The organism is Nonomuraea monospora (genome assembly GCF_039531895.1).
GTDB classification, from domain to species: domain Bacteria; phylum Actinomycetota; class Actinomycetes; order Streptosporangiales; family Streptosporangiaceae; genus Nonomuraea; species Nonomuraea monospora.
Map to the genome: position 1 here is coordinate 230,519 of NZ_BAAAQX010000008.1, position 19,183 is coordinate 249,701.

16 protein-coding genes are annotated in these 19,183 nt (G+C 72.1%); 9 read left to right on the forward strand and 7 right to left on the reverse strand.

The window, feature by feature from the left end; genetic code table 11:
• The first annotated feature begins 102 nt into the window (after positions 1-102).
• A complete protein-coding gene (locus ABD331_RS18180) occupies positions 103-2,406 on the forward strand; it encodes a HelD family protein (protein ID WP_344476138.1) in 2,304 nt (767 codons plus the stop codon).
• A gap of 75 nt (positions 2,407-2,481) precedes the next feature.
• Here ABD331_RS18180 and ABD331_RS18185 read toward each other — a convergent pair whose 3' ends face one another.
• Positions 2,482-2,970 (reverse strand): MarR family winged helix-turn-helix transcriptional regulator, encoded by a 489-nt coding sequence (locus ABD331_RS18185; RefSeq protein WP_344476140.1) that lies wholly within the window; start codon positions 2,968-2,970, stop codon positions 2,482-2,484.
• Between the two features lie 98 nt (positions 2,971-3,068).
• Here ABD331_RS18185 and ABD331_RS18190 point away from each other — a divergent pair, with 98 nt between their 5' ends.
• Positions 3,069-6,341: an efflux RND transporter permease subunit gene (locus tag ABD331_RS18190; RefSeq protein WP_344476142.1), complete on the forward strand. Its 3,273-nt coding sequence runs from the start codon at positions 3,069-3,071 to the stop codon at positions 6,339-6,341.
• A 250-nt stretch (positions 6,342-6,591) separates the two neighbouring features.
• Entirely contained in the window at positions 6,592-7,818 is a 1,227-nt protein-coding gene (locus ABD331_RS18195; protein ID WP_344476143.1) for a riboflavin synthase, read from the forward strand.
• 125 nt (positions 7,819-7,943) lie between these two features.
• Here the strand turns inward: ABD331_RS18195 and ABD331_RS18200 are convergent, their stop codons facing one another.
• Positions 7,944-9,269 (reverse strand): FAD-dependent oxidoreductase, encoded by a 1,326-nt coding sequence (locus tag ABD331_RS18200; protein WP_344476145.1) that lies wholly within the window; start codon positions 9,267-9,269, stop codon positions 7,944-7,946.
• 23 nt (positions 9,270-9,292) lie between these two features.
• Positions 9,293-10,078, reverse strand: coding sequence for a TetR/AcrR family transcriptional regulator (locus tag ABD331_RS18205; RefSeq protein WP_425566007.1), 786 nt, complete (start codon positions 10,076-10,078; stop codon positions 9,293-9,295).
• A gap of 135 nt (positions 10,079-10,213) precedes the next feature.
• On the opposite strand from ABD331_RS18205, the gene purB reads away from it, so the two are divergent.
• From purB to ABD331_RS18220, 3 genes are all read left to right on the forward strand, one after another.
• Entirely contained in the window at positions 10,214-11,644 is a 1,431-nt protein-coding gene (gene purB, locus ABD331_RS18210) for an adenylosuccinate lyase (RefSeq protein WP_344476149.1), read from the forward strand.
• Complete coding sequence (locus ABD331_RS18215; RefSeq protein WP_344476151.1) at positions 11,641-12,381, forward strand: GNAT family N-acetyltransferase; 741 nt, start codon at positions 11,641-11,643, stop codon at positions 12,379-12,381. Before purB ends, ABD331_RS18215 begins: the two co-directional genes overlap by 4 nt.
• A gap of 90 nt (positions 12,382-12,471) precedes the next feature.
• Positions 12,472-13,512: a DUF4037 domain-containing protein gene (locus ABD331_RS18220; protein ID WP_344476153.1), complete on the forward strand. Its 1,041-nt coding sequence runs from the start codon at positions 12,472-12,474 to the stop codon at positions 13,510-13,512.
• A 62-nt stretch (positions 13,513-13,574) separates the two neighbouring features.
• On the opposite strand, the gene ABD331_RS18225 is transcribed toward ABD331_RS18220, so the two are convergent.
• The 3 genes from ABD331_RS18225 to ABD331_RS18235 all read right to left on the reverse strand — a co-directional run bounded on the left by ABD331_RS18225 (position 13,575) and on the right by ABD331_RS18235 (position 16,237).
• Positions 13,575-14,369 carry an SRPBCC domain-containing protein gene (locus ABD331_RS18225; protein ID WP_344476155.1) on the reverse strand — a complete coding sequence of 265 codons (795 nt, stop codon included), beginning with the start codon at positions 14,367-14,369 and terminating at the stop codon, positions 13,575-13,577.
• Complete coding sequence (locus ABD331_RS18230; protein ID WP_344476158.1) at positions 14,366-14,680, reverse strand: ArsR/SmtB family transcription factor; 315 nt, start codon at positions 14,678-14,680, stop codon at positions 14,366-14,368. Before ABD331_RS18230 ends, ABD331_RS18225 begins: the two co-directional genes overlap by 4 nt.
• A 66-nt stretch (positions 14,681-14,746) precedes the next feature.
• A complete protein-coding gene (locus tag ABD331_RS18235) occupies positions 14,747-16,237 on the reverse strand; it encodes a carboxylesterase/lipase family protein (RefSeq protein WP_344476160.1) in 1,491 nt (496 codons plus the stop codon).
• A 72-nt stretch (positions 16,238-16,309) separates the two neighbouring features.
• Between ABD331_RS18235 and ABD331_RS18240 the strand changes: the two genes are divergently transcribed.
• Positions 16,310-16,909 (forward strand): TetR/AcrR family transcriptional regulator, encoded by a 600-nt coding sequence (locus tag ABD331_RS18240; protein ID WP_344476162.1) that lies wholly within the window; start codon positions 16,310-16,312, stop codon positions 16,907-16,909.
• 12 nt (positions 16,910-16,921) lie between these two features.
• On the opposite strand, the gene ABD331_RS18245 is transcribed toward ABD331_RS18240, so the two are convergent.
• Complete coding sequence (locus ABD331_RS18245) at positions 16,922-17,683, reverse strand: MerR family transcriptional regulator (protein ID WP_344476165.1); 762 nt, start codon at positions 17,681-17,683, stop codon at positions 16,922-16,924.
• 27 nt (positions 17,684-17,710) lie between these two features.
• On the opposite strand from ABD331_RS18245, the gene ABD331_RS18250 reads away from it, so the two are divergent.
• Both ABD331_RS18250 and ABD331_RS18255 read left to right on the forward strand, forming a co-directional pair.
• Positions 17,711-18,574: a MerR family transcriptional regulator gene (locus tag ABD331_RS18250; protein ID WP_344476166.1), complete on the forward strand. Its 864-nt coding sequence runs from the start codon at positions 17,711-17,713 to the stop codon at positions 18,572-18,574.
• Positions 18,568-19,077, forward strand: coding sequence for a hypothetical protein (locus ABD331_RS18255; RefSeq protein ID WP_344476168.1), 510 nt, complete (start codon positions 18,568-18,570; stop codon positions 19,075-19,077). Before ABD331_RS18250 ends, ABD331_RS18255 begins: the two co-directional genes overlap by 7 nt.
• The last annotated feature ends 106 nt before the right edge of the window (positions 19,078-19,183 follow it).

Below are 19,183 nucleotides of genomic sequence, written 5' to 3' on the forward strand. Positions count from 1 at the left end.
GCACAAGAGGTTTGCGCGGGGGCGGCCTGCGGGTCTAAGCTCGAATATTGCCATTCTCCAATATGAGCTGTCACAGACCTCCTGTTAGGAGTATACCACCGAATGACTAATCGTCAAGATGGTCTCGCGCAAGCTCTTGACACCGAACAGCGCACCGTGTCCCGGCTCTACGAGCGGCTCGACCAGGTGAGGGAGAAGGCGCAGCGCACGCTGCGCGAGGTGTACGCGAGCAGCGCCGCCGACGCCACCCGGCAGGCGCGGGTCGAGCGCGAGGTGCTGGCCTCGGAGCAGGCACGGCGGCTGGCGCAGCTCAACGCGGTCGAGCGGGGCCTGTGCTTCGGCCGCGTCGACGACGCATCGGGGCGCAGCACGTACATCGGCAGGATCGGCCTGCGCGACGAGGCGCACGAGTCGGTCCTGATCGACTGGCGGGCGCCGGCGGCGCGGCCGTTCTACGTGGCCACCGCCACCAACCCGGGCGGGCTGGTACGGCGGCGGCACCTGCACCTGAAGGACCGCGCGGTCGTCGGCATCGACGACGAGGTGTTCGACCTGGAGGGCATGAGCGAGGGCGACCGGCGCACGCTGGTGGGCGAGGCGGCGCTGCTGGCGGCGTTGCGGCGGGGCCGCACGGGCCGGATGGGCGACGTGGTGGCCACCATCCAGACCGAGCAGGACCGGGTGATCCGCGCCTCGCTGCAGGGGGCGCTGGTGGTGCAGGGCGGCCCCGGCACCGGCAAGACGGTGGCGGCGCTGCACCGCGCGGCGTACCTGCTCTACACCCACCGCGACACGCTGGAGCGGCGCGGCGTGCTGGTGGTCGGCCCGAACCCGATGTTCCTGCGCTACATCGGCCAGGTGCTGCCGGCGCTGGGGGAGACGCAGGTGGTGATGACCACGGTGGGCGAGATGTTCCCCGGCGTGCGCGCGTCGGCGGCCGACGCGCCGCGCACGGCGGTGGTCAAGGGCGACCCGCGGATGGCCGGGCTGGTGGCGGCCGGGCTGGAGCTGCGCCGGCGGGCGCCGGACGGGGACCTGGTCGTGGAGCTGGACGGGCTGCGGCTGCGGGTGCCGCACGAGACGTGCGCGCGGCTGCGCGAGCGGGCGCGCGCGGTGCGGCTGCCGCACAACATGGCGCGCAAGCTGTACGTCACCGAGCTGCTCAAGGAGCTGGCCAGGGCCGAGGCGCGGGCGCTGGAGGAGTCGCTGCACATCGAGGAGCTGGTGATCGAGGGCGAGCCGGAGCTGAGCGAGCCGCTCGACCTGGAGGGCGACCTGGACGAGCTGGACATCGAGCTGGCCTCGCGGCGGCTGTGGGGCGAGCCGGCGGTGCGGCGCGCGGTGGACGGGCTGTGGCCGGAGCTGACCCCGCAGTCGCTGATCGGGGGCCTGCTCTCGGACCCTGAGGCGCTGCGCGAGGCGGCCCCGCCCGGCCTGGACTGGCGGGCCCTGGTGCGCGAGCCCGGCGCCGCGTGGACGGTCGGGGACGTGCCGCTGCTGGACGAGGCGGCCGAGCTGCTGGGTGAGGACGACTCGGCGCGGCGGGTGGCCGCCAGGCAGGCCGATGAGGAGGTGGCCGAGCAGCGGCTCTACGCCCGCGAGGTGCTGATCACGACGGGCGTGGCCGAGGCGGGCGTCTTCGAGCGGGCCGACGTGCTGGCCGAGCGGCACGCCGACGACGGGCTGGGCCTGACCACGGCCGACCGGGCGGCGGCCGACCGGAGCTGGGCGTACGGGCACGTGATCGTGGACGAGGCGCAGGAGCTGTCGCCGATGGCCTGGCGGATGATCATGCGGCGGGTGCCGGCCAAGTCGCTGACCGTGGTGGGCGACGTGGCGCAGACGGGGTCGGCGGCGGGCGCGCGCTCGTGGGGCGAGGTGCTGGACCCGTTCCTGGCGGGCCGCTGGCGGGAGGAGCGGCTGCTGGTCAACTACCGCACGCCGGTGGAGATCATGCGGGTGGCGGCCGACGTGCTGCGCGCGTACGCGCCGGGGCAGGAGCCGCCGGAGTCGGTGCGCGAGGGCGAGGCGGAGCCGCGCGCGGTGCGGCTGCCCGTCTCCGCGCTGCCCGCGCTGGTGGCGGGGGAGCTGACGGAGATCGGGGCGGGGGAGGAGCAGGGCCGGGTGGCGGTGCTGACGCCGGACGCCCGGCACGCGGAGGTGGCGCGGCTGTTCCCGAGGGGGGACCTGGACGCGCCGGTGGTGGTGCTGACGGTGGGGCAGGCCAAGGGGCTGGAGTTCGACGCGGTCGTGGTGGTGGACCCGGCGGGCATCATCGGGCAGTCGCCGATGGGCGGCCAGGACCTGTACGTGGCGATGACGCGGGCCACGCGCCGCCTGACGGTGGCCTACGAGGGCGACCTGCCGCCGGTCCTGTCCCGCCTGGCCAATAAATCTACAATGTAAAGGCGCCGGGTCGGTGCCGTTCGCGGATTTCGTACGGGAAAAACCTGATCCGCGAACAGGAACCGGCCTCGGGGCTCAGCCGTTGTCGGAGGTGAGCCCGCCGGGGGCGGACTTGTCCGGGGCGAGCTTCTCGGCGACGTCGCGGATCTTCCTGGAGACGTCGTCGAGGGTGCGCAGGGTCTCGGTGTCGAGGTGCTCCATGATGCGCCGGTACTGCTGGATGCCGGCGTTGTTGATCTCCTCGATGAGGCTCGCGCCCGCGGGGGTGAGCTCGACGCGGCGGACGCGGCGGTCGTGGGGGTCCTCGTGCCGGCTGACGAGCCCCTGGGCGACGAGGCGGTCGACGATCCCGGTCACGGTGCCGAGGCCGACGCCGAGGTTGTGGGACAGGTCCTGGCCTGAGGCGGAGCCGTTCATGGACAGGACCATGACGACCTTGAGCTGTCTCATGGTGAGGTTGGAGCTGAACAGGGGGGATTGATGCTGGGCGAACAGCCGGGCCATGCCCCGCTGTGTCTCGGTGATCCGGCGGATCAGCATTTCGCGTTCGTTGCTCACGCTCACCTCTCGCTTCCTGAGAAGGTTATCAGGAACGCTCAAGTGATCTAAATATTCGTGCGAGGCAAAGTGTTAGTCTGGGGCGAACTCTTGGAGGGAACCCTATGACCGCATTCGCTCGGTTGAGCCTGGTCAACCGGAGCCTTGTGATTTTGGTGGCGGTCGTGCTCAGCGCGTTCGGCGCGTTCACGATCCCGCAGTTGAAACAGCAGTTGCTGCCGTCGTTGTCGTTCCCGGGCGCGTTCGTGGTCGCGACGTATCCGGGTGCGTCGCCTGAGATCGTAGAGGACCAGGTGACCGCCCCGATCGAGGACTCCTTCCAGGGGCTCACCGGGATGGAGCAGATGACCTCGACGTCGAAGGAGGGCATGGCGCAGATCCAGGTCGCCTTCGAGTACGGCACCGACATCGAGTCCTCGCTGAACAAGATGCAGCAGGCCATCAGCAGGGTGTCGTTGCCGGACGGCGTGGATCCGCAGGTGGTGGCCGGCAACACCGACGACATCCCGGTGCTGGTGCTGGCGGTGGGCGACGGCGGCGACGAGCGGGCGATGGCCGACAAGCTGCGCCGCATCGTGGTGCCGGAGTTGCAGGGCATCGAGGGCGTACGGGAGGCGGCGGTCACGGGCACCCGTGACGAGGTCGTCACCATCGAGCCCGACACCGAGAAGATGGCGGAGAAGGGCGTCTCGGCGGCGCAGATCCCCGAGGTGCTGAAGGCGAACGGGACGCCGATCCCGGCCGGCACGCTCACCGCGGACGACAAGTCGCTGTCGGTGCAGGTCGGCTCGCGGGTCGACTCGGTGGAGAAGCTGAAGAGCCTCTACCTGACGCCCGCCCAGCCGTCGGCCGCCCAGCAGCAGGCCGCCGCCCAGGCCGCGGCCCAGCAGGCTGCCGCCGCTCGCGCCCAGGCCCAGGCTCAGGGGCAGGGCCAGGCACAGGGCCAGCCGCAGCAGGCCGTCGTTCAGCCGAAGCCGCTCAAGCCCGTCAAGCTGGGCGACGTGGCGAAGATCACGCGCGGGCTGGAAGAGGCCACGACGATCACCCGCACCGACGGCAGGACCAGCCTCGGCGTGTCGGTGACGATGGTGCCCGACGGCAACGCGGTGTCGATCTCGCACGCCGTCATCGACAAGCTGCCCGAGCTGACCAAGTCGCTGGGCGACGGCTCGGACACGGCCGTGTCGGTGGTGTTCGACCAGGCGCCGTACGTGGAGCAGTCGATCGAGAGCCTGACCACCGAGGGCCTGCTGGGCCTCATCTTCGCGGTGCTCGTCATCCTGGTGTTCCTGCTGTCGGTGCGCTCGACGCTGGTGACGGCGGTGTCGATCCCCCTGTCGGTCGTGATCGCGCTGATCGTGCTGTGGGCGGGCGACTACTCGCTCAACATGCTGACGCTGGGCGCGCTGACGATCGCCGTGGGCCGGGTCGTGGACGACTCGATCGTCGTCCTGGAGAACATCAAACGGCATCTCGCCTACGGCGAGGCGAAGCTGCAGGCCATCCTCACGGCCGTGCGCGAGGTGTCCGGCGCGGTGACGGCCTCGACGCTGACGACGGTGGCCGTGTTCGCCCCGATCGCGATGGTCGGCGGCATGGTGGGCGAGCTGTTCAGCCCGTTCGCGATCACGGTGACGGTGGCGCTGCTCGCGTCGCTGGTGGTGTCGCTGACCGTGGTGCCGGTGCTGGCGTTCTGGTTCCTCAAGTCGCCGGAGCTGACGCCTGAGGAGGCGCGCAAGCAGCGGGACGAGGCCGAGGCCAAGGAGCTGCGCTCGCCGCTGCAGCGGGCCTACCTGCCGGTGCTGCGCTTCGCCACCCGGTTCAAGCTGGTGACGATCCTGATCGGCGTGGCCGTGTTCATCGGCACGATGGGCCTGGCCGGCGGGCTGCAGACCAACTTCCTGGACTCCTCAGGGCAGAACACGCTGTCGATCTCGCAGCGCATGCCGGTCGGCACGGACCTGGCCACCACCGACAAGGCGGCCAAGCAGGTCGAGGACGTGCTGGCCGACCTCGACGGCGTCGACACCTACCAGGTGAACGTCGGCGGCGGCAACGCCATGATGGGCGGCACCGGCGGCGGCGCGGACCGCGCGTCGTACTCGGTCACCCTGGACGAGGACGCCGACACGGCCAAGGTCGAGCAGGCGCTGCGCGACAAGATCGCGGGCCTGTCCGGGGTCGGCGAGGTCACCGTGGGCGGCGCGAGCGGCGGCGGGTTCGCCTCCGACAGCGTCGAGGTGATCGTGCAGGCGCCCGACACCGAGTCGCTGCGCACCGCGACGGACGCGGTCAAGACGGCGATGGGCGAGGTGGCGGGGCTGCGCGACCTGTCGTCCAACCTGGAGACCAGCGCGCCGCGCGTCGAGGTCGTCGTGGACCGCGAGGAGGCCGCCGAACGCGGCCTGTCGGAGGCGCAGGTCGGGCAGGCCGTCGCGCAGGCCTTCCGCGGCGCGCCGCTCGGCCAGATCACCCTGGACGGCCGCGCCAGCAACCTGGTGCTGCGCGGCGCGGACGCGCCGGACGACATCAAGGCGATCGAGGACCTCAAGCTGGTCACGGCCGGCGGCGCCGTCAAGCTGTCGACGGTCGCCGAGGTGCGCGAGGTCGCCGGGCCGACCCAGGTGAGCAGGATCGACGGCGAGCGTTCTGCCACCGTCTCGGCCAAGGCCGAGGACTCCGGCAACCTCGGCGCGGTCACGCAGGACCTGACCACCAAGCTGGACGGGCTCGCGCTGTCGGCGGGCGCCTCCTACGAGATCGGCGGCGTCTCGGCCGACCAGGCCGACGCGTTCTCCGACCTGGGCCTGGCCATGCTCGCCGCGATCGCGATCGTGTTCCTGATCATGGTGGCGACGTTCCGCAGCTTCGTCCAGCCGGTCATCCTGCTCGTGTCGATCCCGTTCGCCGCCACCGGCGCCATCGGCCTGCTGGTGGCCACGGACACGGCGCTGGGCGTGCCCGCGCTGATCGGCATGCTGATGCTGATCGGCATCGTGGTGACCAACGCGATCGTGCTGATCGACCTGATCAACCAGTACCGGGATCAGGGCATGGGCGTGGTCGAGGCGGTGATCGAGGGTGGCCGGCGCAGGCTGCGGCCCATCCTGATGACGGCCGTGGCGACCATCTGCGCCCTGACGCCGATGGCGCTGGGCGTGACCGGGTCGGGCGGGTTCATCTCGCAGCCGCTGGCCATCGTGGTGATCGGCGGGCTGATCTCCTCGACTCTGCTGACCCTCGTTCTGGTTCCGACGTTGTACGTCGTGGTCACCCGCAAGAGCGACCGGGGGGCGCGGCACGCCGGCGGCGGCCAGAGCGGGGAGCGTCGTGCGGATGAGGCCGGGAAGGAGGACCTGGCGGGTCAGCCCGCTTGACGGTGATGGAGTGGTGAAGTGCCCGGCGGGATCGGTCGATCTCGCCGGGCATTTCCTTATCGGTTATCGTGGCAGTGGCGCAATTCCAGGTGCGGCGGTGACAGCCCGCCGGTTCCTCCCCCGGGACGAACGATCCGGTGCGACTCCGGAGCCACGCGGTGACACCCCGCCCCTTCTCGGACCCCGATGACGGTCCCTGACGCCACCGGCCGCGACGGACGCGGCCGAGGCCGGCATGAAGGGGATGGACGTGTTCACCGGAAGAATCCACGAGATCGGCGAGATCGAGACCGTCGGCGCGAACAGCATCGGCATCCGGGCGGCCAAGAGCGCGGGGCGGGTGGTGCCCGGCGGCTCGGTGAACGTGGCGGGGGTCTGCGTGACCGCCGAGCGGGTCGAGGACGATCTCATCAGCGCTTCGATCAGTGACGAGACGCGGCGCAGGACGACGTTCGACGAGATGGCGGCCCCCGGGCGGCGGGTGAACGTGGAGACGCCCCTGGCCGTCGGCGATCCGCTCGACGGGCATCTGGTGCAGGGGCACGTGGACGGGGTCGGCAAGGTCGTGCGGGTGGACGACGAGCCCGGGGTGGGGCGGCGGTTGTGGATCAGGCCGCCGGAGCGGTTCATCGGCAGGATCGCCGCCAAGGGGTCCGTCGCGGTCGACGGGGTGAGCCTGACCGTCGCCGAGATCGTCAAGGACCGGTTCTCGGTGGCGCTGATTCCGTCCACGCTGGCCGGGACGACGCTGGCCGCGCTCGCCGTGGGGGAGCGGGTCAACATCGAGTCCGACGTGGTGGGACGGCTGGCGGCGGCCGGCGCGGCGTCCGCCGGCGCGAACGTCGCCCGCGCGGTCGCGGCGCTCGGCTGGGCCGGGCACCTGTCGGGCCGCGCCGGGGTGGAGAAGGTGGTGCGGCAGCTCGCCGCCGGCGGCGCCGTCATGGTGTGGGATCCCGAGCGGGAGGTCGAAGGGGACGTGATCTTCGCCGGTGCGAACCTGGGCCCGGCCGCGTTCACCTTCCTGCTCACCGAGGTGTACGGCTACCCGTGCGTGCCGTGCGCCCCGGACGTCCTGGAACGGCTGGAGATCGGGGCGCTGGCCGGGAAGGGGGACCGGCAGGGCACGGCCTTCCACACACCCGTGGACCTCGCCTCGAACACGGGCACCGGGGTGAGCGCCGCCGAACGGGCCGCCACCGTCCGGCAGCTCGCCAACCCCGGCGCGCGCCCCGCCGACTTCGCCTCGCCCGGCCACGTCATCCCGATCGCCGCCCGGCCCGGCCTGCTGCGCGAGAGGGCCGGGCACACCGAGTCGACCGTCGCCCTGTGCGTGGCCGCCGGGCTGGCGCCGGTGGGCGTGTGCTGCGAGGTGATGAAGCGGGACGGCGCCATGGCCGGCGCGGCCGACCTGGAGGCGTCGGCGCTGCGGTGGGGGCTGCCGCTGGTCGACATCGACGATCTGCGTACGTGGTTGTAGAGCGCCGGTGGCCGCCGTCCTGGTGACGTGGAGGACGGTCGGACTGCGAGCGGCGCCGGGGTCTCGGTGTGGCGGTCGGCGATGAAGATGAGGAGGAGGCCGGCCGCCACCCACGCGGCCAGGGTTCAGGCCGGGGTGGCGCGGCGGGCTGCCGGCGGGGCGTGTTCGGGGCGGACGCCGACGCCGATGAGGCGGGCGGGCACGGCGGACAGCGGCGGGAAGAGTTTCAGCAGGGTGACGAGGAGTCTGGGCGGGGTCGGGGCCTTGCCGGTGATGATCGGGCCGGTCAGGGCGCGGTGCAGGATGCGTTGCATGGTCTGGGTGACGGCGGTGGGCAGCAGGCGACGGCGGCGGACGGCGGCCAGGTCCTTGCTGGTGAGGCGGTGCCGGCGCAGGGGCTCGGCGAGCAGGGTGGCGGTGGCGACGGCGTCCTGGACGGCGAGGTTGATGCCGACGCCGCCGGCGGGGGACATGGCGTGGGCGGCGTCGCCGATGCACAGCAGGCCGGGCCGATGCCAGCGGCGCAGCCGGTTGAGGCGGACGTCGAGCATGCGGACGTCGTCCCAGGAGGCGAGGACCCCGGTGGCGTCGGACGCGGTGGTGTTGCGTGCGGTGGCGTCGGACGCGGCAGCGTCGGGGGTGGTGGCTTCAAGGGTGGTGGCCTCAAGGGCGGTGGCGGCTTCGGGGATGGCGGCGAGGAGGTCGCGGCGGAAGGCGTCCAGGCCGCGGGCGCGCAGGGAGGCGTCGGCGCCCTTGGGGATGAGGTGCGCGACCTGCACATACCCCTCACGCGGGATCACCCCGAACGTCTTGCCGTTGGCGATCCGCGGCAGCAGTGCCTCACCGGCGCCGGACACCCCGGAAACGCCGGGCAGCCGGAACCACCACACGTCGAACCCGACCGGCCACTCCCGCACCCGCAGCCCGGCGGCCTGCCTGGCCAGGGACCGGCGCCCGTCACAGGCGACCGTCAGATCGGCGCGCAGTTCCCCGGACCCGCCGCGATCCCGGTAACGGACGCCGGTGACGCGGTCGCCGTCCCGCAGCAGGCCGGTCACCTCGGTGCTCATCCGCAGCGTGAACGCGGGCTCGTCGCGCCCGGCCTCGGCGAGCAGGTTGAGCAGGTCCCACTGCGGCACCATCGCGATGTACGGGTGGCGCAGCCTCAGGCGGCGGAAGTCGGCGACGGTCACCTCGCCGCCGCCGGGCAGGGGGAAGGCCATGCGGTCCAGCCGGGTGTGCGGCAGGGCGGCGAAGCGTTTGCCGAGGCCGAGCTCGTCCAGCAGGTCCAGGGTGGTGGGGTGGACGGTGTCGCCGCGGAAGTCGCGCAGGAAGTCGGCGTGCTTCTCCAGGACGGTCACCTGCACGCCCTGGCGGGCCAGCAGCAGGCCGAGCACCATCCCGGCCGGGCCGCCGCCGATGATCGCGCACGTGGTGGTGTCGTTGCTCATGGCGGGTTCCTTCCGTGCTGGGGTCAGGGGACGGCGACGGCGCGCAGGAACGATTCGGCGAACATCGCGCAGGCCTCCTCCACGCCGGGCAGGTCGAGGCCGGGTACCTGGCCGGCGGCCGGGCGGGACAGGAAGTGGATCAGGGCCGGGGCGATCATCTGCTGGATGAGCAGGGGCAGCGGCAGGGCGCGGATGCGTCCGGCGGCCATCTCGCCCGCCAGCCACCGGCCCAGCCCGGCGAGCATGCGCGGGGCGAAGTGGTGCAGCAGGCCTTGCAGGGCGGGGTCGTGCGGGCGGGCCAGCGCCTCGGCGAGCATGGCGGGCATCACCCGAGGCCGGCGGGCGAGCGCCTCGGCCAGCAGCAGGTAGAGGTGGCCGACGGTCTCGCGCAGGTCGGCGGGCGGGCCTGCGACCGCCTTCTCCACGTCCAGGATAGGGCTGTAGGTCTCGAAGATGGCGCGCAGCAGCTCGTCCCGGCCGCCGAACGCGCCGTACAGGCTGTGCACCGAGCACTGCGCGGAGGAGGCGACCAGCTCCAGCGTGAACGCGGCCAGGCCGTGCTCGCCGATCAGGTGCGCGCCGGCCTCGATCGCGCGTTCCCGCACCGGCCGCTGGCCGCCGGGATCGACCCCGGTGGCGCGCACGGCCTCGTCCAGCGCCTCGCGGGAGCCGCCGATCCGCCGCAGCAGGGTGCTGCGGGAGACGCCTGCTTCCTGGGCGATGGCCTGGACGGGCACGTCGGCCACGTCCTTGCCCAGCCGGTCGGCGGCGCGCAGGGCGGCCTGAACGAGGTCTCGGGGGATCGGCACGTCACGGGCTCCTTTGCTCATCACGCGTTGAAACAGACATCAACATAGCATGTGAGTTTGTTTCATCATATGGTGAGTTCTATTGCCGGGGGAAGGCGTCGGGTGGCCGGAGCGGGGTGAATACACTTGTCGAACGTGACTTCCAAGCCGCGTATCCCCAATGTCCTGGCCGGCCGCTACGCCTCGGCGGAGCTGGCGCGCCTGTGGTCGCCCGAGTACAAGATCATCGCCGAGCGGCGGTTGTGGCTGGCGGTGCTGCGGGCACAGGCCGAGCTGGGGATCGCGGTGCCCGAAGGGGCGATCGCCGACTACGAGAAGGTGGTCGAGCAGGTCGATCTGGACTCCATCGCGGCGCGTGAGCGTGTCACCAGGCACGACGTGAAGGCCCGCATCGAGGAGTTCAACGCGCTGGCCGGGCACGAGCAGGTGCACAAGGGCATGACCTCGCGTGACCTGACCGAGAACGTCGAGCAGCTCCAGGTGCGCGACAGCCTGCTGCTGGTACGCGACCGCGTGGTGGCGCTGCTGGCCCGGCTGGCGACGCTGGCCGAGGAGCACGAGGCCACGGTGATGGCGGGCCGCTCGCACAACGTGGCGGCGCAGGCCACGACGCTGGGCAAGCGGTTCGCGACGGCGGCCGACGAGCTGCTGGTGGGTTACCGCAGGCTGGAGGAGCTGATCGGACGGTACCCGCTGCGGGGCGTCAAGGGGCCTGTGGGCACCGCGCAGGACATGCTCGACCTGCTGGGCGGCGACCGCGGCAAGCTGGCCGAGCTGGAGGGGCGGGTGGCGGCGCACCTGGGGTTCGAGCACCGCTTCACCAGCGTGGGCCAGGTGTATCCGCGTTCGCTGGACTTCGAGGTGGTCACGGCGCTGGTGCAGCTCGCGGCGGCGCCGTCGTCGCTGGCCAAGACGATCCGGCTGATGGCCGGGCACGAGCTGGTGACGGAGGGGTTCAAGGAGGGGCAGGTCGGCTCCTCGGCGATGCCGCACAAGATGAACACCCGTTCCTGCGAGCGGGTGAACGGCCTGGCCGTGGTGCTGCGCGGTTACGCCTCGATGGTGGGCGAGCTGGCGGGCGACCAGTGGAACGAGGGCGACGTGTCCTGCTCGGTGGTGCGGCGGGTGGCGCTGCCGGACGCGTTCTTCGCCTTCGACGGGCTGGTGGAGACGATGCTGACGGTGCTGGAGGAGTTCGGCGCGTTCCCGGCGGTGATCGCCGCCGAGCTGGGCCGTTACCTGCCGTTCCTGGCGACGACCAAGATGCTGATGGCGGCGGTGCGGGCCGGGGTGGGGCGCGAGCAGGCGCACGAGCTGATCAAGGAGCACGCGGTGGCGGCGGCGCTGGCGATGCGTTCGCGTGGCGCGGCGAACGAGCTGCTGGATCTGCTGGCCGCCGATGAGCGGTTCCCGCTGGACCGGCCGCGGCTGGAGGCGTTGCTGGCGGATCGGGTGTCGTTCACCGGGGCGGCGGCCGACCAGGTGGAGTCGGTTTCGCAGCGGGTGGGCGAGGTCGTGGCGGCGTACCCGGAGGCGGCCGCGTACCGTCCTGGCGCGATCTTGTGATCAGGCGGCTGCGATCCCTGGAGGAGGTGCGGGCCGCGTGCGGGGACGACGATCTGGTGATGTGGGCCGCGCAGGACCTGTCGGGGGGCAGCCGGGCGTGGGCGCTGGGCGGGGCGGTCGTGGCCGGCAGCCCCGCCGTGTCGCGGCATGACCGGTTAGCCGTGTGGGGTGAGGCGTCGAGTGCGGTGGCGCTGGTGCGGCACGCGCTGGGCGAGCTGGGGGCGTCGTACCGGCCGCTGGGTGAGGTGGAGCTGGTGCGGCGGGTGGCGGGCAAGGTGGACGGCGTCCAGGAGGCGGCGGAGTTCTCGTGGATGAGCCTGTCCACCCTGCCGGACGAGGACGAGGACGGGGACGAGGCCGTGGGGTGGCTGGACGGCGAGGCGGTGGCCGGTGAGGTCGCCGGGCTGCTGGCGGCGGACGCGCCGCACTCCTACGCGGTGCCCGGCACGGCCGGGGTGAACCGGTGGGCCGGCGTGCGGGTGGACGGGCTGCTGGCGGCGGTGGCGGCCGAGGCGTGGTCGGCGCCGACGGTGGGGCTGGTGGCGGGGGTCGCCACGCGGGCGTCGCTGCGCGGGCGGGGGCTGGCCGGGCTGGTGTGCCGGTGGGTGTCGCGGGAGCTGGTGGCCGGGCGCGGGCGGGCGGCGCTGATGGTGGACGACGGCAACGGGGCCGCGATCCGGGTGTATGAGCGGATCGGGTATCGGCGCAGGCGGGTGCTGGCGGCGTACGTCACCTGAAGCGCGCACGTCACCTGACGCCTGCCCTCTGGAGGGCCGCCGGTAATTGGGATGAGGTTCCGGCGGCGCTCGTGCAGAGTTGACGGGGTGATGTCCAACTTTGTACCTGGTATCGAGCTGTCGCGCGCCTTCTACGGTGAGGTGGTGGCGCCGCTGGTGTCGGGTGTTTCGCATAGTGCCGCGTTGATCGGGCCGGGGTCGGAGGTGCTGGAGTTCGACACGGCGCGTTCGACGGATCATGACTGGGGGCCGCGGGTGCTGCTGTTCGTGGCGGCGGAGCGGGTGGCCGAGGTGGAGGCGAAGGTGGCGGCGGGTCTGCCGGAGCGGTTCGGCGGGTTCCCGACGGTGTTCCCCTATCACGAGCGGGTGCGTCCCGGGGTGACGGTGGCGGAGCTGGGGGAGTGGCTGGTCGGGCGGCTCGGTTTCGACCCGCGCGAGGGGGTGTCGTTGCTGGACTGGCTGTCGGCGCCGTGGCAGCGGCTGGCGGAGGTGACCGGCGGGGAGGTGTTCTTCGACGGTCTGGGGGAGCGGGGGCTGGAGGCGGCCAGGGCGGCGTTGCGCTGGTATCCGCAGGACGTGTGGCGCTACGTGCTGGCGTGTCAGTGGCAGCGGATCTGCCAGGAGGAGCCGTTCGTCGGCCGGTGCGGGGAGGTGGGCGACGAGCTGGGCTCGGCCGTGCTGGGGGCGCGGCTGGCGCGGGAGGTGATGCGGCTGGCGCTGCTGCTGCGCCGGCGCTATCCGCCGTACGGGAAGTGGCTGGGCAGCGCGCTGGCGCGGCTGCCGGGGTCGGCGGAGCTGGGGGAGTCGCTGGGCGCGGCGGTGGCGGCGCGGTCGTGGCGGGAACGGCAGGAAGGCCTGTCGGCGGCGTACGGGCGGGTGGCGGCGCTGCAGAACCGGGTGGCGCTGGCGGAGCGGCTGGACGAGGGGGTGCGGGGGTTCTTCGACCGGCCGTTCCAGGTGATCGGGGCGGGGCGGTTCGTGGAGGCGCTGATGGCGTCGGTGTCGGATCCGGTGGTGCAGGGGCTGCCGGTGGCGGGGTGTGTGGATCAGTTGTCGGACTCGACGGACCTGCTGGTGGCGCCGGGGCGGGCGCGGGCGGTGACGGCTGCGGCATTGGGTCTCACCGCTTAATGATCTACATTGTAAAGGCCCTGGGTGTGTTCAACGCCCAGGGCCTTTACCCATCAAACCTCTCAGGCGAGGAGGGAGGCTGCGAGGTCTTCGACGCGGACGCGCCAGGCGTCGGCGGTGGCGGGATCGCCGGTACAGGTGACGACGAGGCGCGGGCCCTGCCCGGTGCCCTCGCCCAGTTCCCAGCGGACGTGGCCGTTGGCGGTGTCGTACTCCAGGAGCTTGGCGCTCTCGGCGCGGGTGACCGGCCCTGCCGGCAGGCCGGGGACGGTGAACGGGGCGGGCGGCGTGTTGCCGGGGGTGGCGGCGGGGCCGTCGAGGCGTTGCCAGACGTCTTCGGCGGGCCGGGTGAGCTGGCGTTCGACGCGGACGGTGTCGCCGTCGACGGTGGTGGAGTGCAGGCCGAGGATGGCGATGTAGTCCTCGACGAGGCGGGCGTGGTGGGCAGCGCCGGGGTTTTCTGGCAGGTGGGTGGGGCGGTCGTCGAGGTGGGCGTGCAGGGCTTGGAGGCAGGTGTGCCAGCCGGAGGCGAAGCTGGCGGCGCCGTGGTGGTCGGTGAAGGTGTGGGTGAAGGTGAGCAGGGTGCCGTCGCCGTCGGGGGTCAGGTGCCAGTGCAGGAGTTCGTCGCCCCAGGTGTGGGCGAAGGTGTGGGGTGGGTGGTGTTCGGTGATGCGGCCGTCGGGGCCGAAGCCGTAGGTGATGCGGTCGCCGTCGATGGTGACGTCGGCGGGGAACCAGGCGGAGAGGTGTTCGGGGCGGGTGATGGCGCGCCAGACCTTGTCGGGTGGGTGGGGGAGGCGGCGCTGGAGGGTGAGGGTGGTGCGGCCGTCGGGGTGGAGGGTGAGGGTCTCGTTCATGGGGTGGGGTCGTCTTCCATGGTGTCGAGGTGGTGTTCGAGGTTGTCGAGTGCGGTGTTCCAGAGCCGGCGGTAGGGGGTGAGCCAGGCGTCGATCTCGGCGAGGGGGGCGGGGCGGAGTTCGTACCAGCGGCGCTGGGCGTCTTTGCGGACGGTGACGAGGCCTGCTTGGCGTAGGACGCGCAGGTGTTTGCTGGTGCCTGGCTGGGTGAGGCCGAGGTGGTGGGTGAGTTCGCTGACTTGGTGGGGGCGTTGGAGGAGGAGGTCGAGGATGTGGCGTCGTGCTGGTTCGGCGAGGACGTCGAAGGGCATGGCGTGAATATACCTGGCTGGTTATATGCTTGCAAGGTTATGTTGAAGTGAGGCCGGTCTGAACGTTCACGTGAGGTCGAAGGGGGCGGGGAAGTGGCCTTCCCAGATCTGGCGGGATGCCTGTTCGGGGTAGGGCAGGGTCTTGGAGTCGGTGTTCAGGACGCGGGTGAGGTGTTCGCCGGGCCGGTGGGCGGGCCAGCCGGCGTCGCCGGTGGTGATGAAGCGGATCCAGGCCTGCTGGAGTTCGCGGGAGAGTGCGACGGCTTCGGGGGTGGGGTGTTCGCCGATGAGCTGGGTGGCGACGGGGCTGTGCAGGGTGCCGAAGGCCAGGGGCACGTCGAGGCTGTGGCAGGCGCCGAGGATGCCGCCGAGGGCGGGGGCGATCCAGCATTGTTCGAACAGGTAGGAGGTGCCGCCGGCGGCGGCGTTCGCCTCGGCGAGCTTCTGTGAGGGCATGCGGAAGAGGGCGTCGGAGTACACGGTCTCCACCAGTTCTTCCGGGCTTGCCTGGGGGAAGGCGGCGCGGTAGGCGCGCGCGCCGTCGGGCTGCGGGGCGAGCAGTTCCAGGGCTGCGTGGGCGTCCTGCTCGGTGAAGGTGCCGTGTCGTCCGCTCACGACGCTGAAGTAGCGGAATTCGTCGCGGGCGTGGCCGACGAGCAGTTGGGTGCCGTTGGCGCGTGCGCCGGTCAGTGCGGGCCAGGGTGTTTCCGGGAGGACGTCGCCGTCGACGACGGGGCACAGCGCGGTGCCGGCTTCGGTGAGGCGTCCCCAGTGCTCGCGGTGCGCGTGGAGGCCGGCGTTGAAGGAGGTGAGCTCGGCGGCCAGGTGCCAGGGGTCGATGTCGCGCAGGGCCTCGGCGGTGGGGGCTGCCGCGCCGGCCCGGTTCGCGAACGCGGCGGTGACCTGCCGGGCCAGCGCGGGGGTGCTGTGCAGGCCCGGCACCGAGTGGGCGATGGCTCGCCGGAACAGGCCGCGGGCCGGTTTCATCGTCAGGAGGGCGGCGACGGATCCTGCTCCGGCGGACACCCCGGCGACGGTGACCTGGCGGGGGTCTCCTCCGAAGGCGGCGATGTTGCGCTGTACCCATTCCAGTGCCGCGATCTGGTCGAGGAATCCGCGGTTGGGTGGTGCGTCGTCGAGGAAGGCGAATCCTTCGGCGCCTACGCGGCAGTTGATGGTCACCACGACGAGTCCGGCTTCGGCGAGTGCTGCGGGGTCGAACATCGGGTCGCTGGAGGCTGCTGAGAGGTAGCCGCCCACGGGGATCCACACGAGTACCGGGAGTCCGGCGGCGCCGGGGTCCGGGGTGCCGATGTTGAGTGTCAGCCAGTCGGTGCCCTGCGGGGGTACGTCGATGGGCAGGGAGAGTGGTACGACGGGGCCGAATTCGGTCGCCTGTCTCGTCCCGTCCCAGCGGTGGGGTGGGGCGGGGGCGGCGAAGCGGAGCGCTCCGACCGGGGGCTGGGCGTAGGGGATGCCGCGGAACACGGCGTGTCCTTGCCGCTGGAGCCCCTGCACTACGCCTTCCGTGGTCCGTACCGTTGGCTGTTCGGACATGATTCTGGCCTCCCCAGGTTTGTAGGTCAGGTGTATTATGTCAACTGTATTGGATAAGTGGAGGGGGTGGCGATGCCGAAACAGGTGGATCACCGCGGACGCCGTGAGGCGATCGCCCGCGCGCTGTGGCGGGTGGTGGAGCAGCGCGGCGTCACCCAGCTGACGATGCGCGTGGTGGCGCAGGAGGCGGGCATGTCACTCGGGCAGTTGCAGCACTACTTCGCCTCCCGGACCGCCATGCTCTCCTTCGCCATGGACTTCGCGTCCGAGCAGACCTCGGTGCGCGTACAGCAAGGGCTGGAAAAGCTCGGTGACCGCCCGCACCCCCGTGAGGTGCTGCGGCTGACGCTCGCGGAGATGCTCCCCCTGCATGCCGACGCCCGCGCGACCAGCCGGATGAGCGCCGCCTACGTCCTGGAGGCGCTGCACGACGAGGCCGTGCACGAGCAGGCGCGCCGCGGCCTCGCCGCGGGGCGGGCGCTCGTCGAGCGGCTGGTCCGCCAGGCGATCGCCGACGGGCACATCGACGCCGGCCGCGACCCGGCGACCGAGACCAACCTGCTCCTGGCCCTGACCGGCTTCACCTCCCTGATCGAGCTCGGCGTGGTCGGGCCCCAGGACGCGCTCGCCGCGATCGACGCGCATCTGGACCGGCTGTTCAGCAGTACGTGACCGTCCCGCCGGTCAGGTGGTGTGGCGGCGGGCGTTGGCGTGGATGGCGTGCCGGAAGTAGCCGGCCAGGCCGGGGACGCGCTCGTCGAAGGTGGCGGCGAAGCGGGGGTCTTCTGCGTAAATGTCGCCGAGGCAGCGGTGCAGGTCGTGGGGGCAGTCGTAGAACCAGCGCTCGATGTGGCCGCGGTGCCGTTCGGCGATGTCCATGGCGGCGGGGCCGTCGGCGGGCAGGCCGGCTTTGCAGGCGGCGATGAGGTCGTCGGTGACGGTGTCGGCTTCGGCCCGTAGCCGCAGCCAGTCGGCTTTGGTGTAGGAGGCGACGCGGGCGCGGCTCTGGGCGTAGGCGGCGGTGTGGCCCCAGCGGCGTTCGACCTCGGCGTCGTGGTCTTCGGGGCGGAAGTCGCCGAAGATCTCGAAGCGTTCTTCAGGGGTGAGGCTGATGCCGCTGGAGCGGGCGTTGATGGCGCGTTCGACGGCGGTGATGACCTCGTGCAGGCGGCCGGCCTTGCGGGTGAGCAGCTCGTGCTGGCGGCGCAGGTGGGTGAGCTCGTCGGTGTGGGGTTCGTCGAGGATGACGGCGATCTCGTCGAGGGGGAAGCCGAGCTCGCGGTAGAGCAGGATCTGCTGCAGGCGGGCGAGGTCGTCGTCGGTGTAGCGGCGGTAGCCGCCGCTGGTGCGCTCTCCGGGGGTGAGCAGGCCGATCTCGTCGTAGTGGTGCAGGGTGCGCACGGTGATGCCGGCGAGTCTGGCGACTTGTCCCACGGAGAAGCTCATGGTGTCCAGCTTGCGGGGTGAGGTGGGGTGAGGGTCAAGCTGGACTCTCCCGCCGTGGGAGGGGCCATGCTGGTGGGCGTGGATGAGGAGTTGCTGCCGATCGGGCAGTTCGCGCGGCTGGGGCGGTTGAGTGTGAAGCAGTTGCGGCACTACGACGAGCTGGGCCTGTTGCGGCCGGCGTTCGTGGACGGGGAGACGGGTTACCGGTATTACCGGGCGTCGCAGGCGCGGGTGGCGTTGTCGATCGCGTTGCTGCGGTCGCTGGACGTGCCGCTGGCGGTGGTGGGTGAGGTGCTGGCGGGGGCGCCGGAGGAGGCGGGGCGGTCGCTGGCGGGGGTGCGGGACGCGCTGGAGGCGGAGCTGGCGCGGCGGCGGCGGACGCTGGCGGCGCTGGAGCGGGTGATGGCGGAGGGGTTGCCGTCGGCGCGGGTGCGGCTGGTGTCGGAGCCGGCGTTGCGGGTGGCGGTGGTGCGGGAGCGGGCGGCGGGGGCGGAGGACATCGGGCGGGCGACGTCGGCGGCGGTGGCGCGGCTGCTGTCGGGCGGTACCACAGTCGTGGGTGGTGGGCCGGTGCGGCTGGTGGGGCTGTTCCCGGTGGATCTCGGAGAGATGGTGGAGGTGTCGGTGGCGCTGGTCCTGGAGGAGGGCCGGCGGGCCGGCGAGGGGGCAGAGGTGCGGGTGCTGCCGGGCGGGGTGTTCGCGTCGGCGACGCACGTGGGGCCGTACGACCAGATCTCGCTGACGGCGCACGCGGTGCTGGCGTGGTGTGCGGAGCGGCGGCATGTGGTGCGGGGGCCGCTGCGTGAGGTGTACGTGTCGGATCCGGCCGTGACGTCGCCGGAGGAGCTGGTGACGCACGTGCGGGTGTGCGTGGAGGAGGAGTCGTGGTGAAGCTGGTGTCCTGCGGGGCGCAGACCCGTCTGAGCGTGTCCGGGGTGGGCGAGCCGGGCGGGGTGGAGCACGTGTCGGCGATCGGGGCGTTGTACGCGGTCGCGTCCGAGCTGGGCGGCGCGACGGGGCCGTTGGAGGGGCTGTGGTGGGTGGAGGAGGAAGGTCCTGCGCTGATGGTGGCGCGGGAGCGGTGGCGGTGGCATCTGCTGTTGCCGGCGGCCGGCGTGGAGATCGCGGGGGCGCTGGAGCGGGCCCGGGAGGCGGCGCGCGGGTCGGGGGCGGCGGTCGATCGGGTGATGGTGGCGTCGTTCACGGAGGGGGAGTGCGTGGAGGTGGTTCATGAGGGGCCGTTCAGTGAGGAGTACCGGTCGCTGGCGGTGATGGAGGCGTTCATGGCCGAGCGGGGGCTGGTCGTCAACGGGCCGCATCATGAGGTGTATCTGACGGCTTTGGATGATCCGTCCCCGCGGACGGTGCTGCGGCAGCCGGTGCGGCCCGCGTAGGCGATCGTCGTGTGCGGGTCAAGGCGCGCCATGCGCAGGTCAAAACTTCCTGTGGCTTCGTGACCAGGGCGCCCCCGTGAGGCGGCCGGGACATAACCTGGGGGCG